Below are 14,476 nucleotides of genomic sequence, written 5' to 3'. Positions count from 1 at the left end.
ATATTAACTGACAAGGGCTGCCTTCACAGAGGCAAAGAAAGTGTCCGATCGGATGGCGTCGCGTAGCCGTTCCCGATTCTCCTGACTGAGTTGCTTTGATTGTTCCTCAAGGATCCGACCAATCTGCTTCACTGCTCGTTTGAATTTAGCTTCGTCGCTCGCTAGATCGATGACCGCCTTGGCAGCATTGGCCACATCCCGCGGCTTTGGGTTTTTAACTAAAGTTGCTCCTCCGACCGCCAATTGCCAGACGCCCCAGAGAATATAATAACGAAAAATCTTTAGAGCATTGTCTATGCGCTGATTGCGCCACAAAAATTCGAGTCGATAATAGAGATAGGCAATGGCATGATAAAGCCGAACGTCATCATTCTCCTTGAAAATAATGTTGGAATTTTCCTTGAAAATCCTTTTGTAATCACGCGCTGATCTGTTGGGTTGACCAAGCAATGTGGCGGAGACAGCCTTCATAAGTACCGCGAGCGGCATTATGCGAGCTCTCTCAAGAGCTTCGCGTTGATACTGATTCTCGCGACGTTCAATGAAAACTTGAAGATGCTGATCAATCGACTGTGCGTACTCCTCTAGATTTTTCATAAAAGGAAGCAATGCCAAAAACTGCTCTTCTTTAATTTGATTCTGGCTATTGGTGCCAACGATAATAGACGAAATAAACGTGTCGTCGGTCGAGCCGATGAGGCGAAATGGCACGTAAACATCGTCTAAGTTATCACGATTCTCAAAAAGAATATTCGTAGTCTGGCATCCATTCACAATTTGATAATCTTCAACTCGAAACTCCTCCGCTGTTTGGAGAATTGACTTAGCTATTACTGTCACCCCGTTGTTGCGAAATACAAAGTCATGGCCTTCGTGTTTCTCAATCGTTCCGGATATCTTTTTATTTAACGAGGACCCCTCATTATAGTCCCGTACATTGTCGAAAAAAACAAACCTATTTATTCCAATCGTTTGTCCATCTTCATCGTAAACTGAAACCATCTTCACGAGTTCTTTAGCTTCAAGAAAGCCGATAAAGCCCTGCTGAACTTTGGGGTTCTTAGGAAGCGGAACCTGGCGTGGAAACTCAATCTTCACCTGGGTGGATCGAGTGGCTGAGCGATAGAAAGCTTGCAATTGATCGGCACCAAGCATTTCCACAACAATTCTCGAATTGTCGAATATGCTGAGTTCCTGTAACTTAGCCGTCCTATCGCGGATTAACTTTTCAATCTTGGTTGGTTTTCTATAGGAGCCAGTTGTTGCGTAATAAATCCTCAACCCAGGATTATTCCGGGTCACCGCCTTGCGGTACACCAAATTCTTCACATCAATCAAATCGTCGAGTTGATCACTTTCACCGACGAGCTCATCCTGGAAGAATTCGACTACCGCGTCGAAAAGCTTTCCTATATCTCCATAATCGTACCCAGTCCCGGTTTTAGACTGAAAAAATACGAATTCCACTTCGGGATTACGAACGTCCTCAAGAAGTGCGTTGGCTTCGTCCGTGTCGGTGGCGAGGTTGCCCTGAATGATCACGGCCGCACCATCCAATCCGAATTCGTCCCCCTTTAGGTGAGCGCGGAGCGGGTCAACGGAATTTCCCAGCTGACTAGAGAGCACAGAATAGATGGTGTATGACTCGAAGACCTCTGACTCTTTCAGATGGTGCAAGCTTTCGTCGATTTTGAATTGACCCGCTTGTGCCTTAACAACAGGGTTCATTTTGTATGCTCATCTGATTGTGATGTGGTTGGCTTATGCGCTTGGAGATAGATTGCAAGCGGCAATGAAGTCCTGGAATTGATGCTAGCTCGATGCGTCGGGGATTCCGAGGTCAGCGTGGATTGCGGCGCCGCTTCGCTAGATTTTCTGCGCCTCCAGGTGAACTTAAGTAAGCTGGCCTTTCAATTGGGTCCAAAGAGATGGAGTTGCCTGTTCTAAGGTACGGCGCCCCCAACCTTCCCGTCGATGGGAGGGGTGATCCTTCAAAAACATTTTCCTACAGCCCCCGCTCGCGCATAGAGGACTCGGTTCACCTCCACCCACGCGGAGCCTGGACCGATGACCGCCCACACCCCCAATCTCCCCGCCCTGATCGCCGCGATGCCCGGCGATCGCACCCGCAAGCCGCAGACCGAGTTCACCCGCGAGCGGCAGGTGCTGTTCCTCGAGAATCTCTCGGTCACCGGCTCGGTCCGCTCGGCGGCGGCAGCGGCCGGGGTCTCGCACCAGACGGCCTATCGCGCGCGGCGCTCGCAGGGGGCGTTCCGCACCGCGTGGGACGCGGCGATGGTCGGCGCGCGGGCCCATGCCGACGCGGTGCTCGCCGCCCGCGCGATCGACGGGATCGAGGAGCAGGTGTTCTACCACGGCGAGGTGGTCGCCACCCGGGTGCGCTATTCCGACCGTCTGCTGCTGGCTCACCTTGCTCGGCTCGACAGGCTGGTGGCGGACCCGGCGATCCAGGCCGTCGCCGACGACTGGGACGCGGCGATGGAGCGCTTCGCCCGCGGCGAGGACCCGGCGGCCGGGCCGGAGCCTGCCGGGGCGCCGGACAATTCTTCCCCTGGACCGTGTAACAACCGGTCCATGTCCTCCCCTGAAAGCGAGGACCACGCGGTCCGGTCTGACCAATGGGGCGCGGCGTGGCCGCACGCCTACCCGCCCTGCGGGAATTGCAACGGGCGCTGCAACGGACCCGAGGAAGAAATGGGCGAGGGCGACTGCATGTGGATCGACCCGCGCCTGTTCCAGATGGAGGACCTGCGCCCTGCGGGGGTGCCCACCATGCTGGAGCAGGCGGGCGCCGCCGGGGTTGCGCCGATCGCGGTCGAGGACGCCCAGCTCGCCGCCTTCATCGCGGGCAGGGCCGAGTGGTGGCTGGCCATGCCCGAGGCCGGGATCGCGGACGAGGCGGACGGCGCGGGCGAGGCCGCAGGCGATGAGGACAGCGACGAGGACTGGACCGAGGAGGACCCGGACGAGGAGGAATGCCTGGACGAGGGACACTCGGGCGCGGAGGGCGGGGCCGCGAGCTGGCGCGTGCTCCCCTAGCCCTCGCGGGCCGGGTCGGTCGGCTCGCTCATGCCAGCCCGTCCACCCCCATCGCGGCCCAGGCGTAGAAGAACTGCGTCCCCACGATGAAGGCGATCAGCGCCACGTCGATGCCCCTGCGCTTCGACAGCGCCAGCCACAGCATCGCCGGCAGGTTGAGCATGATCAGCAGCGAGGCGGCGAGCAGCTCGGGGATGGCGGCGGCCTGGTCCGCGGTCAGCTGCGGCATCGGGGCGGTCAGCGCAAGCAGCCCCTGCGCCGCGACGTTGATGACCAGCACGCCCAGCACCACGAAGCGCTTCTGCAGCGCGTAGTACTGGTCGAAGTCGGGCCAGCGCTCGGGATGGTCGGGAAAAACCTGCGTGGCGACGAGGTAGTAGCCGCCGATCAGGAGCATCACCGCGAACACGGTGAGCATCGACATCTGGATCCCCGCCCGCGCCGACCACAGGCCGTACCAGAAGGTCGCCAGGTCGACGAGCACCATGAGGCCGAGGAGCGGCACCATCCAGCCGATCCTGACGCGGATCGCCTCGTCGTCGGCCCGTTCGGGATAGAGCTGGTTGGCCTTGCGGCGGGCGCGCAGCTTCAGCACATGGCCGAACCCGCCGAGCATTTCCGCCACCGCCAGCCCCAGCAGCAGCGCGAACAGCTCGAACACGTAGCTGAAGTCGTCCATCCGCTTGCCCCCACGTTGCCCAGGGGGCGGACGCTAGCGCGCCGGGGCGGGGCGGCGCAATCCTCGACGGCGCAGGGTGGGGGAAGGGGCGTGGGCCGCGGTGCTATTGCTCGCCGCGCGTATCCTCGCGGTTCAGTCCCTCGCGCAGCTCGCGCGCACCGCGCTCCGCCCGGTCGACGGTGCCTTGCGAGGCGGAGCGGTTGCGCTGCCACACCCAGATTACGACCACCAGCAGCAGGATCGGCCCTGCTATCGTGACCCAGCCCCAGATACTGCCGAACATGCTTCGTCTCCTGTCGTTTTGCGCTCGCTACTGGAGTCACAATGCGCGGATGCGCCGGACTTTCCGGAGGGCACCGAAAAACATTGGTGGAGGCAAGCGGCAACCATCGGCTGCTAGCCGATGTGACCGAGCAAAGATGGTGGCGTCAGGAGTTGCGGTCGTCGAAGACGGCGAGGGTCACCCGGCCGTGGCCCGGGCCGATCAGCCCCAGGTCGCGCGCGGCGGCTTGGCTGACGTCGATCTCGCGCCCGCGGGTGAAGGGGCCGCGGTCGTTGATGCGCACGACCACGTCGCGCCCGTTGCGGCTCAGGCGCACGCGGGTGCCGAAGGGCAGGGTGCGGTGGGCGGCAGTGTACTCGTCGTTGTCGAACCGCTCGCCGCTGGCGGTGCGGCGGCCGTCGAACTTGCTGGCGTAGTAGCTGGCCATGCCGCTGCCGTACTGGGTCCACTCGTCATCGGTTTCGGCCTGCGCCATGCCGAGGTCGGCGGGAGCGGTATCGGCCGCCGGCTCGAACCGGGGCAGGGTGGCGTCGAAGCTTTCGGCGAGCTCCGGCCCGGTCTCCGCGGTCGTCTCGATCGCCCAGCCCGGCGCGACCGATGCCCCGAGGGCTACGACAGCACCGGCAAGCAGAAGCAGCTTGCGCGATCCGAAAAAGTTCCCGTCCAAGTTCACCCGGCGGATTTACGCGGCTTGGCCGGACGAAAATACCTATCGACGCTCGCCTTGCCCCGTTTCGGCCTCAATTCATCGTGGGGCTAGGGAACCTTAACCATGATGCGGAAAGGATTCCGCTTTCGGGTCGTCGCATTGCGGTTCTTACGGGCCCCGAACGAATCGACCGAGGGAAGGCATGCTGCTGTAGGTCAAAATGGACTTCGGTGGGGGCGCACAACGGAAATGGGGCCGGCATTGCTGCCGACCCCACTCTCACCGGCGGTGGGTCCCGAGGGACGCTTATCGCCTGACGTTTCGCGCGCTAGCTGTGAAGCAGCCTCGCTCTGTCGTCCGGCGCTCGCGCCGGTGCCGGTTCTGTCGGTTGCCGGGTTCGATCCGAGGATCCATCCCTTGCCATCGGCAGTACCGAGACCGTTCGTCGTTACCGTTCTCTCAAGCGGTCCTTCGATCCGAAGATCTCCAGCCCATCGAAATCGGTCCGGTTCGTCCGGCCTTCCGACTGCGCACCTTCGCGGTTTCAACGCTAGGGTATTTGACAGATCCGAAGATCTTTCGCTTACCTTCGCTCCACCCCGCGGCATCTCGCGGTCGCATCAGGAACGGTTCCAAAATCTCTTCGTTTTTCAGGGTGTTACCCCTTCGATCCGAAGAGCCAATCGCCGCTCTCGATGACTTGAAGATGCGTGCAATCGCTGAGTCGGGCAAGCGCGCGAAGCCCGACTTTTCCACTTTCAACCGATTTGCCTGTGGACGAGGGTGGATAACTCCACCGTTCGTCGCATAACTTCGCTTCCGTCAGCGATCCCGCTGCGCAAGTAGCCGCAAGCGCAGTGCGTTGAGTTTGATGAAACCTTGCGCGTCGGTCTGATCGTAGGCGCCGGCGTCGTCCTCGAAGGTCACGTGCCGCTCGGAATAGAGCGAATTGGGGCTCTTTCGCCCGACGACCTGCGCCATCCCCTTGTAGAGCTTGAGCCGCACCGTGCCGGACACCTTTTCCTGGCTCAGGTCGATGGCAGCCTGCAGCATCTCGCGCTCCGGGGCGAACCAGAAGCCGTTGTAGATGAGCTCGGCATACTTGGGCATCAGCTCGTCCTTGAGATGTGCTGCGCCGCGATCGAGCGTGATCTGCTCGATGCCCCGATGCGCGCGGGCGTAGATCTCGCCGCCGGGGGTTTCGTACATGCCGCGGCTCTTCATGCCGACGAAGCGGTTCTCGACCAGATCGAGCCGTCCGATTCCGTGCTTGCGGCCCAGGTCGTTCAGCGCGGCGAGCAGGGTGGCCGGGCTCATCGCCTTCCCGTCGAGCGCGACGCCGTCACCCTTCTCGAAGTCGATGGTGATGTATTCCGGCGCGTCGGGCGCGTCCTCGGGATTGTCGGTCCGGCTGTAGACGTAGTCGGGCACTTCTTCCCACGGGTCTTCGAGCACCTTGCCCTCGGACGAGGTGTGCAGGAGGTTCGCATCGGTCGAGAACGGGCTTTCGCCGCGCTTGTCCTTGGGAACGGGAATCTGGTGCGCTTCGGCCCACGCAATGAGCGCCGTCCGGCTGGTCAGGTCCCATTCGCGCCACGGGGCGATAACCTTGATGTCGGGGGCGAGGGCATAGGCCGACAGTTCGAAGCGGACCTGGTCATTGCCCTTGCCGGTCGCACCGTGCGCGATGGCGTCGGCCCCGGTCTCGCGCGCGATCTCGATCAACCGCTTGGAGATGAGCGGGCGGGCGATGCTGGTGCCGAGCAGATAGTCGCCTTCGTAGCGGGCGTTGGCGCGCATCATCGGGAAGACGAAGTCGCGGACGAACTCCTCGCGCAGGTCGTCGATATAGATATGTTCGTCCGGAAGGCCCATCAGCTTGGCCTTGGCGCGGGCCGGCTCCAGTTCTTCGCCCTGGCCGAGGTCGGCGGTGAAAGTCACCACTTCGCAGCCGTAGGTGACCTGCAGCCACTTGAGGATCACGCTGGTATCGAGACCGCCCGAATAGGCGAGGACGACCTTGTTGATCTTGTCGGACATGGGGGCAGGACTCCGCTTGAAACGGCCGCGCGCCTAACAGCCGGGGGCGGCGCCCGCAATGGCGCTGGTGGTCAACCGTTGATCGGTTTGGCACCCAGTTGCGGGTTCATCCCGGCCACGCGGTTGAGCCAGGCGCGCGGCTTGCGCAGCAGTTCCTTGGGATAATCCACCTTCAGGCCGCCCATCTGCGCGATCTTGCCGACGAAATGGATGCAGTTGTTCTTGTCGAGATCGTAGAATGCGCCGGGCGCGTTGCGCCACGTCTCGACCTCCGCGCGCATCTTGCGATAAGTCGCATCGTCGACCGTCAGGGTGAAATGCCGGTTGGTCTTCTTCACCCACTTCGGCTCTTCGACGTAGATCATCTGCTTGACCGGACCCGTGAGGACGGCGGGCGAGACCGTCTTGGCGGTGAAGCCGAAGTTCTCGTCGACCTTCTGCCCGGTGTCGTCCAGCGTCCCTTCGAACACCACGAAGGTGTGCGGGTAACGGCCGAAGAAGACCGACCCGTTGAAGCTGTGGAACGAGACGCGCACCTTCGCCTGGGCCGGTTGGGCCACGGCGAACAGAGCAAGGGCGGTGGCGAGGACGAACAGGATGCGACGCAACATGCGCCTTCGTTAGGCGGGCGCGGTGCGCGGTTCAACCGGCTCGATTGCGCGCAGCAAGCGCGGGAATGCGATCGCCAGGCCACCTGCACGGTAGAGGTAGGCAGCCCACAGTCCCAGCCACACGCCGAGCCCGCCCAAAGGCCGCAGCGCGAGGTCGGTCGCGAGGTAAAGCACGGTCGCCGCTATGCCGGCGTTGCGCAGGGCCGTGCCGCGGGTCGCGCCGATGAAAACGCCGTCGAGCATCCAGCTTGGCATCCCGATCAGGGGGATGAGGGCGGCGAACGGCAGGAAGCGGGCCGCTTGGCGGCGGACCTCCGGGTCGGTCGTGATAAGGGAGATGATCTCGTTGCCGAAGGCCCAGAACAGCGCGGCCAAGACGGCCCCCGCGGCAAGCGCGAACTCGCCGGTCAGCCGCACCGCCCGCAGGAACGCCGCGCGCGAGCGGGCGCCAATGGCCTGGCCGACGCGGGCCTCGGTGGTGAAGGCAAAGGCGTCGAGCACGAAGGCGGCGACGTTCACGAACTGCATCAGCACGTGCTGCGCCGCCAGCGCGACCGCCCCCAGCCTGGCACCTGCGTTGGCGAACCAGGCGAACATGATCAGCAGCGCGATGGTGCGGATCATCAGGTCGCGGTTGACCGCGAACAGGTTGGTCAGCGCGGCGCGGTTCCACAGCCGTTCGCGCCCCGCGCGGCGGGCGAGGGCGACGGGCCCGGCGCCGGCGATGCGGGAAACGATCACCAGCGCCGCGACCAGCGCGACCCATTCGGCGAGCGCGGTGCCGAGGCCGACGCCTGCCGCCCCCATGCCCAAGCCGAACACCAGCGCGACATCGAACGCCACGTTTGCCGCATTCATGACGATCTGCAGCACCAGCGCCTCGCGGCTGCGGCCCAAGCCGAACAGCCAGCCTGTCGCCGCGTAGACGGCCAGGGCCGCCGGCGCGCCGAGGAAGCGCATGGTCACGTAGTCGCGCGCCTCCCCAGTGATGGCCGCCCCGCCGGAGAACACCGCCAGGGCAAGTTCGCGCAGCGGCCAGGCGAGCAGCAGCAAGGTGCCGCCGATCGCCCCACCAATTACCAAGCCGCGGACGAGCAGGGCAGACACTTCGCCCCGGTCCCCGGCGCCGTCGGCCTGGGCGGTCAGCCCGGTCATGCCCATGCGCAGGAACCCGAAGGTCCAGAATACCAGCGCGATGACGGTCGCGCCCAGCGCAACGCCGGCAAGCCCGGAAGGCGCACCGGTTCGGCCGATGACCGCCGTGTCGACCAGCCCGACCAGAGGGATCGAGGCCTGCCCGAGCATGAGCGGCCAGGCCTGCGCGAGGACCGCGCGGCGGGTCAGGATCGGCGGCGGGGGAGGCTCGTCAGTCGGCAGGTTCGATCCGCAGCACGGCGTTGGTCGGTCCGTCGGTCAGCACGTAGATGAGCCCGTCGGGCCCCTGCGCCATGTCGCGCACCCGGTGGTGCAACTGGGACAGCAACGCCTCGCGCCGGACGTCGCCCATGTCCTTGCCCAGAACCACCCGCTGCAGGCTCCCGGTGTGGTTGATTTCCCCCCAGCGGCCGCTGCCGACGAACAGGTTGCCCTTCCACGCCGGGAATCTGTCGCCGGTGTAGAACAGCATCCCCGAAGGCGCGATGGAGGGAGCCCAGACGATCAGCGGTGCCTCTGTGCCCGGGCCGAAGGGGAGCGCGGAATGCGCCCCGCCGTCATAGGCCCGGCCGAACGAGAAATCGGGCCAGCCATAATTCGCCCCCGGCTTGATCAGGTTCGCCTCGTCACCGCCGTTGGGGCCGTGCTCCACGGTCAGCGCCTGGCCAGTCTGGGGATGGGTGGTCAGCCCGTGCTGGTCGCGGTGACCCATGCTGTAGACTGCGGGGTGGTGTCCTTGTTTGCCGGCTAAGGGATTGTCCGGCGGTATGCCGCCGTCACCCTCGAGCCGCAGCACCTTGCCGTAGACCGACGCAGGGTCCTGCGATTCCTTGCCGAACGGCCCGCCGGTGGCGACCCAGACCTTGCCGTCGGCCGCGACGTGAACCCGCGACCCGCCGGCGTAGGATGCCTTGTCGATCTCGAGGATCGTCTCGACCTGGGTGACGCGCCCGTTCTCCCATTTGCCGCGCAGCACCTTGAAGAAACCCTGCCGCTGCTGCGGATTGGCGCCTTCCGGCATCGGGGCGATGGCGTTGAAGGTGAAATAGACCAGGCTGTTGCGGGCGAAGTCGGGATGCAGCGCGATATCCTGCACGCCCCAACTGAATACCTCGGGATCGGCCGTCGGCACGCCGGCCACGAGGGCACTGTCGAGCCGCGGCGACGGACCCGTGGCGCCGTGCAGCACGCGCAGCCCGATACCCCGTTCCACGATCAGCAGATCGCCCCCGGGCAGGAAATCGATCGCGAAGGGCCGGGCGAAGCCTTCGGCCAGCACGGTCACTTTGATCCGGTGCTGCTCGGCCGTGTCGAAGGTCCACGGACCGCCCGCAAGCGTCGGCGTGGCGATCCCGGGAGGCGGGCCCTGCTGCGCCGCCGCCGCTGCCGATAGCAGAAGCGCGATACAAGTGGCGGCGCGCCGAAGGATCACTCGGCGGCTTCTCGCAGCATCGGGTCGAGGTGCCAAACCGGCGGCTCCTCGCTCTCGCGCAGACGCTCGCTCTCGTGGTGCATGAACTCGCGCGTCATCGGCAGCGCGCTGCGGTCCTTCACGTAGACGATCTGCCAGTTGACCATCTTCCCGTGGCGGAAGCTCTGTTCCGCGCCGGCGAGATAGAACTGCCACATGCGGTAGAACTTCTCGTCGTACATATCGACGATCTCGTCGCGGTGCATGACGGTGCGGTTGTACCATTCCTCCAGCGTGTGGCTGTAGTGGAAGCGCATCGCCTCCACGTCCATGACCTGCCACGCGTGCTTTTCCGCCTCGGTGACGAGTTCCGACAGCGCCGGGATATAGCCACCGGGGAAGATGTACTTGCGTGTCCAGGCGTCGGTGAAGCCGGGGGTGTTGGCGCGGCCGCAACAGTGGCTGAACATCACCCCGTCGCGTTTCAGCAGCTTGGCCGTGTGGGCGAAGAACTGCGGGTAATGGACCGTGCCGACATGCTCGAGCAGGCCGACCGAGCTGATGCGGTCGAATTCGCCCTCGACGTCGCGATAATCCATCAGCGCGAACTTGACCTTGTCGTCCACGCCCGCGGCTTTCGCACGTTCCTTGCAGAAGGCGATCTGGTCGGGCGCCAGCGCCACGCCGAGCACCTCGCAGCCGTAGTGCTTGTTGAGGTAAAGCGCGAAGCCGCCCCAACCGCAGCCGATGTCGAGCACCTTCATGCCCGGCTTGATGTACATCTTGGCCGCCATGTGGGCCTTCTTGTCGAGCTGCGCCTTCTCCAGGCTGTTCGACGTGTCGCGGTAATAGCCCATCGTGTACTGCCGGTCCTCGTCGAGGAACAGTTCGTACAGGCGGCGCGTCAGGTTGTAGGTATGCTCGGCGTTCTTGCGCGCCTTGCCCTTCAAGTTGACGCCGTCGGCTTTCGCGATCAGCCGCTGGGCCGCCTTGCGCAGCGGGCCCTTGGGGTGGAGCGAGCGGTCGCCCTGGCTCTTGGAGTTGCCGGTCACGAACAGCACCATGTCGCGGATGTCGTGCGGCGGCTCGACCTCCAGCCAGCCCCACATGTACGCTTCGCCAGCGCCGACCTGCGGATAGGTCGCGATGTGACGCGCGGCCTTGCGATCGGTCAGGCGGATCCGCAGCTCGGCGACACCGCTCACTTCCCCCACGCCGGGCCCGTATTCGTAGACCTTGCCGTTGTAATCGGTGACGACCAGCTTGCCGGTCCGGATCGCCTTCTTCAAAAACTTGTCGAGCAACCACATGTCCCGCGCATCTCCCCAAACGTGTTTCCCTCGGAAGCGGTTGAACGCGCTGGATTGCCGTAAGTCAATTGCGGGTTACAGTATCGCCGATGGCCGAGAACAAGACCAAGGCGAACGAGGCGAGCGTCGCGGGGTTCATCGCGGCAATCGACCATCCCGGCAAGCGCGAGGACGCTGCGGTGCTGGATGTCTTGTTTCGCCGGGTGACCGGGGAAGAGGCCCGCATGTGGGGCCCGACGATCATCGGCTACGGCCGCTACCGTTATAGGTATGACAGCGGGCGCGAGGGCGAGATGTGCCGCGTGGGTTTCAGCCCGCGCAAGGCCAGACACTCGCTCTACGTTTCGTGCAACTGCAAGGGCGAGGAGGACCCGCGCTTCACTGCAATGGTCGAGCGTCTGGGCAAGACCGCGCGCGGCAACGGTGGGTGCCTGTACGTCAACAAACTGGCGGACATCGATCTCGCCGTGCTGGAGGAAATGATCGCCCTGAGCTGGGCGAACTCGCTCGAAAGCTATCCGGACTAGGCGTCAGGCGCCGGCATACCAGTGATAGCCGCGGTCTTCCCAGTAGCCGCCCTTGCCGCCTTCGATCCCCTCCAGGCTCGCGACCGCCTCGATCCCGGTCAGGTACTTGGCGCTCTTGTAGCCCAGTTGCCGCTCGATCCGCACGCGCAGCGGGGCGCCGTTGCGGACCGGCAGGGGCTCGCCGTTGAGCGCGTGGGCGACGATGGTTTGCGGATGGAAGGCGTCCACCAGATCGACGCTTTCGTAGTAGGGGTTGCCGTTGAAGTCGTCGGCGCAGCGAAACACGATGTAGCGCGCCTCCGGCTTCAGCTTTGCCGCCTCGAGCACCGCGGACAGTTGCGGCCCGGTCCATTGGCCGATCGCGCTCCACCCCTCGACGCAGTCGTGCCGGGTGATCTGGGTGCGCTGGGGCAGGGACTTGAGCTCGGCGAGCGAATAGCGGCGCGGATTGTCCACCAGCCCGCCGATGGCAAGCGACCAGTCGGCGAAGCCGCTCTCGGCCGCCGCGAGATAGTCGGGCCGATCGATGCTGGTCGTGCCGTTGCCGCGGAAGAAGGGCGAGATGTCGGCCGGCGAGAATTCGGGCGCCAGCGCATCGCGGCCGGCGAGCAGGCGATGCGCGCCACGATGCCAATCCTCCGCCAGCCCGAACAGGTCCTGCATCGGCTTGGTCTTGCCCACCTTGGTGCAGCCCGAGACCAGGCCGGCGGCGAGGGCGAGAAGAAGGTTACGCCGCTTCATCGAACCGTCCCCCGGTGATCATGGCGCGCATCTGCCGCAGCGGGTGCGATGCCAGCACGAGCGCCACGTGCAGGACGAAGAACCCGAACAGTCCCCAGGCCGCGATGAAATGGACCGAGCGAGCGCCCTGCCGCCCGCCGAACAGGTCGACGAGGAAAGGAAGCGAGGCGTTGGTGCCCGGGCTGATCGCCATGCCGGTCAGGATCATCGCTGGCAGCAGGACGAAAAGCACCAGACCGTAAGCGACCTTCTGCAGGAAGTTGTACTTGCCATCACGGTGCGCGAAATCGAACCGAAGATGCGCTGCGATGTCGCTGCGGATCGCGTTCCACCGCCATTCGCTGCGGCGGGTCGCAATGTCGCGGCGGAAGTGCCGGTTGATGAGGCTGGCGATCATGTAGAACAGCAGCCCCAGCGCGAAGACCCACGCGAACAGCAGGTGCCACTGCCGCGCCACGGCAAGGCTGTAATAGTCGGGGATGGTCGCCCATCCGGGAAACCGCATGACATCGAGCCAGGCACCGTCGCCGCCGAAACCCCACTTGCCCCAGTAAAGGTGGCGGTGAGCGTTGGAGATGTTGAGGCCGGACATGAACAGCATGACCAGCGCGAGGACGTTGATCCAGTGCCACAGCCGGGTCGCCAGCGAATGGCGCTTCATTGCAGTCCTTCCCGCGCGAGAAACATCACATCGCGCGGCTGGCTTAGCAGATGCTGGCCGGAATCCACAAAGAGCGTCTGTCCGCTCTGCAAGGGGCCCGTGGCGAGGAACCAAGCGGCATCGGCGACCTCGTCGGCATCCGTGCGCCGGGCAAGCAGGTTCAAGCGGTGCGACCGCTCGGCTTCGTCGGGCGACTGGTCGTGACTGGCGAGGATGGCTCCGGGGGCGAGGGCGTAGACGCGGTCGGCCGGACCGGCCGCCATCGCCAGCATCGGCACGGTCGCGGCAAGCGCGTGCTTGCTCAGCGTGTAGCTGAAGAAATCGGGATTGGGGTTGGCCAGCTTCTGGTCGGTCACCTGGATCACGCGGCGGCCGGCGGACGACCGGGCGAGGGCGAGATAGCGCTGGGCGAGAAATGCGGGCGCACGCGCATTCACCTGCATCGCCGCCGCCAGTATTTCGGGATCGAGACCCTCCACCCTGTCAGGCTCGAACAGCGACGCGGAGTTGATCAGCGCGCGCCAGTCTCCCAGCCGTTCGGCGAGGCCGGCCGCCATGGCTTCCACCGCGCCCAGATCAGCCAGGTCGCACGCCGCGACCTCGGCAGCGGGCAATTCGGCCGCCAGAGCTTCGGCCTCGCGCCGCGAGGTATTGCAATGGATGACGACGTGCCAGCCTTCCGCTGCGAACCGGCGGCAGATCGCCGCGCCGATGCGGCGCGCGCCGCCGGTAACGCAAACGGCCGGCTTCGAGATCACCCGCGCTTGGCGTCGAACGCGAAAGTCACGCCCACGGTCTGGTCGATGCCGTCGCCATGCGATCCGGTGCCGACGCCGAAGGGCAGGCGGTTGATGTCGGCCTTGCCCTCCACGCGGCGGGTGTCGCCACTGCCGGTCAGGCGGAACTCGACATCCTGCGCGACTGACAGGCTGCGCAGCGACAGGTCGCCGTGCGCGATAAATCGACCGTCGGGCAGGGCCTCGACGCTGGTGCTCCTGAACGTGGCCGTGGGATTGGCATTGGCGTCGAAGAATTCGTCGCCGTGCAGCAGGCTGTCCTTATAGCCGTCGTTCACCGTGGAGCTGAGCAGGTCGATGTCGATCGCGATCGCGGCTTCGGCCGGCGCGTCGGGATCGAAATTGATCTGGCCGCCCCACTTGGCGAACTTGCCCACGATGTCGGTACCGTCCTGCGCGACGGCGAAACCCAGCTCGCCGCCGGGCTGAATGGTCCACGCCGGTGCATTGCTGGCGGCAGCGGTGGCGACCTGGCCCGGCGAAAGCGCGGCAAGGCCCAGGGCAAGGGCAGGCACGGCAACAAACAACTTCTTCATCGTATTCCTCTCGGAT

15 protein-coding genes are annotated in these 14,476 nt (G+C 64.3%); 2 read left to right on the top strand and 13 right to left on the bottom strand.

The annotated features are described in order from the left end of the window. Window positions 1-3: 3 nt before the first annotated feature. Complete coding sequence (locus tag ACWPMZ_RS09415; protein ID WP_455703749.1) at window positions 4-1,728, bottom strand: AIPR family protein; 1,725 nt, start codon at window positions 1,726-1,728, stop codon at window positions 4-6. A gap of 339 nt (window positions 1,729-2,067) precedes the next feature. Between ACWPMZ_RS09415 and ACWPMZ_RS09410 the strand changes: the two genes are divergently transcribed. Then, a complete protein-coding gene (locus tag ACWPMZ_RS09410) occupies window positions 2,068-3,060 on the top strand; it encodes a hypothetical protein (protein ID WP_455703748.1) in 993 nt (330 codons plus the stop codon). 28 nt (window positions 3,061-3,088) lie between these two features. Here the strand turns inward: ACWPMZ_RS09410 and ACWPMZ_RS09405 are convergent, their stop codons facing one another. From ACWPMZ_RS09405 to ACWPMZ_RS09370, 8 genes are all read right to left on the bottom strand, one after another. Beyond that, on the bottom strand, window positions 3,089-3,739 hold the full coding sequence (locus ACWPMZ_RS09405; protein WP_455703747.1) for a hypothetical protein: 651 nt from the start codon (window positions 3,737-3,739) through the stop codon (window positions 3,089-3,091). Window positions 3,740-3,842: 103 nt separating this feature from the next. Beyond that, on the bottom strand, window positions 3,843-4,022 hold the full coding sequence (locus tag ACWPMZ_RS09400) for a hypothetical protein (protein ID WP_455703746.1): 180 nt from the start codon (window positions 4,020-4,022) through the stop codon (window positions 3,843-3,845). 145 nt (window positions 4,023-4,167) lie between these two features. Next, window positions 4,168-4,689: a septal ring lytic transglycosylase RlpA family protein gene (locus ACWPMZ_RS09395; protein ID WP_455703745.1), complete on the bottom strand. Its 522-nt coding sequence runs from the start codon at window positions 4,687-4,689 to the stop codon at window positions 4,168-4,170. A gap of 804 nt (window positions 4,690-5,493) precedes the next feature. After that, window positions 5,494-6,711, bottom strand: coding sequence for an argininosuccinate synthase (locus ACWPMZ_RS09390; RefSeq protein WP_455703744.1), 1,218 nt, complete (start codon window positions 6,709-6,711; stop codon window positions 5,494-5,496). Window positions 6,712-6,782: 71 nt separating this feature from the next. Further along, complete coding sequence (locus ACWPMZ_RS09385) at window positions 6,783-7,322, bottom strand: hypothetical protein (protein ID WP_455703743.1); 540 nt, start codon at window positions 7,320-7,322, stop codon at window positions 6,783-6,785. A 9-nt stretch (window positions 7,323-7,331) separates the two neighbouring features. Next, window positions 7,332-8,627 (bottom strand): MATE family efflux transporter, encoded by a 1,296-nt coding sequence (locus tag ACWPMZ_RS09380; protein ID WP_455703742.1) that lies wholly within the window; start codon window positions 8,625-8,627, stop codon window positions 7,332-7,334. Window positions 8,628-8,688: 61 nt separating this feature from the next. After that, window positions 8,689-9,909, bottom strand: coding sequence for a PQQ-dependent sugar dehydrogenase (locus ACWPMZ_RS09375; RefSeq protein WP_455703741.1), 1,221 nt, complete (start codon window positions 9,907-9,909; stop codon window positions 8,689-8,691). Then, window positions 9,906-11,198, bottom strand: a complete 1,293-nt coding sequence (locus ACWPMZ_RS09370; protein WP_455703740.1) for a class I SAM-dependent methyltransferase — start codon at window positions 11,196-11,198, stop codon at window positions 9,906-9,908. Before ACWPMZ_RS09370 ends, ACWPMZ_RS09375 begins: the two co-directional genes overlap by 4 nt. A gap of 89 nt (window positions 11,199-11,287) precedes the next feature. Here ACWPMZ_RS09370 and ACWPMZ_RS09365 point away from each other — a divergent pair, with 89 nt between their 5' ends. Beyond that, window positions 11,288-11,725 (top strand): DUF1801 domain-containing protein, encoded by a 438-nt coding sequence (locus ACWPMZ_RS09365; protein ID WP_455703739.1) that lies wholly within the window; start codon window positions 11,288-11,290, stop codon window positions 11,723-11,725. Window positions 11,726-11,728: 3 nt separating this feature from the next. On the opposite strand, the gene ACWPMZ_RS09360 is transcribed toward ACWPMZ_RS09365, so the two are convergent. From ACWPMZ_RS09360 to ACWPMZ_RS09345, 4 genes are read right to left on the bottom strand one after another with little or no spacing between them, the layout of a single operon-like run. Further along, on the bottom strand, window positions 11,729-12,466 hold the full coding sequence (locus tag ACWPMZ_RS09360) for a molybdopterin-dependent oxidoreductase (RefSeq protein WP_455703738.1): 738 nt from the start codon (window positions 12,464-12,466) through the stop codon (window positions 11,729-11,731). Beyond that, window positions 12,453-13,127, bottom strand: a complete 675-nt coding sequence (locus ACWPMZ_RS09355) for a cytochrome b/b6 domain-containing protein (RefSeq protein ID WP_455703737.1) — start codon at window positions 13,125-13,127, stop codon at window positions 12,453-12,455. Before ACWPMZ_RS09355 ends, ACWPMZ_RS09360 begins: the two co-directional genes overlap by 14 nt. Continuing rightward, a complete protein-coding gene (locus ACWPMZ_RS09350; protein WP_455704185.1) occupies window positions 13,124-13,882 on the bottom strand; it encodes an SDR family oxidoreductase in 759 nt (252 codons plus the stop codon). Before ACWPMZ_RS09350 ends, ACWPMZ_RS09355 begins: the two co-directional genes overlap by 4 nt. Beyond that, window positions 13,882-14,460 carry a YceI family protein gene (locus tag ACWPMZ_RS09345; protein WP_455703736.1) on the bottom strand — a complete coding sequence of 193 codons (579 nt, stop codon included), beginning with the start codon at window positions 14,458-14,460 and terminating at the stop codon, window positions 13,882-13,884. The genes ACWPMZ_RS09350 and ACWPMZ_RS09345 overlap by 1 nt, the downstream gene beginning before the upstream one ends. Between the last annotated feature and the right edge of the window lie 16 nt (window positions 14,461-14,476).

It is taken from the genome of Tsuneonella sp. HG222 (genome assembly GCF_053819185.1).
This window is presented reverse-complemented; position numbering and strand designations above follow the sequence as displayed.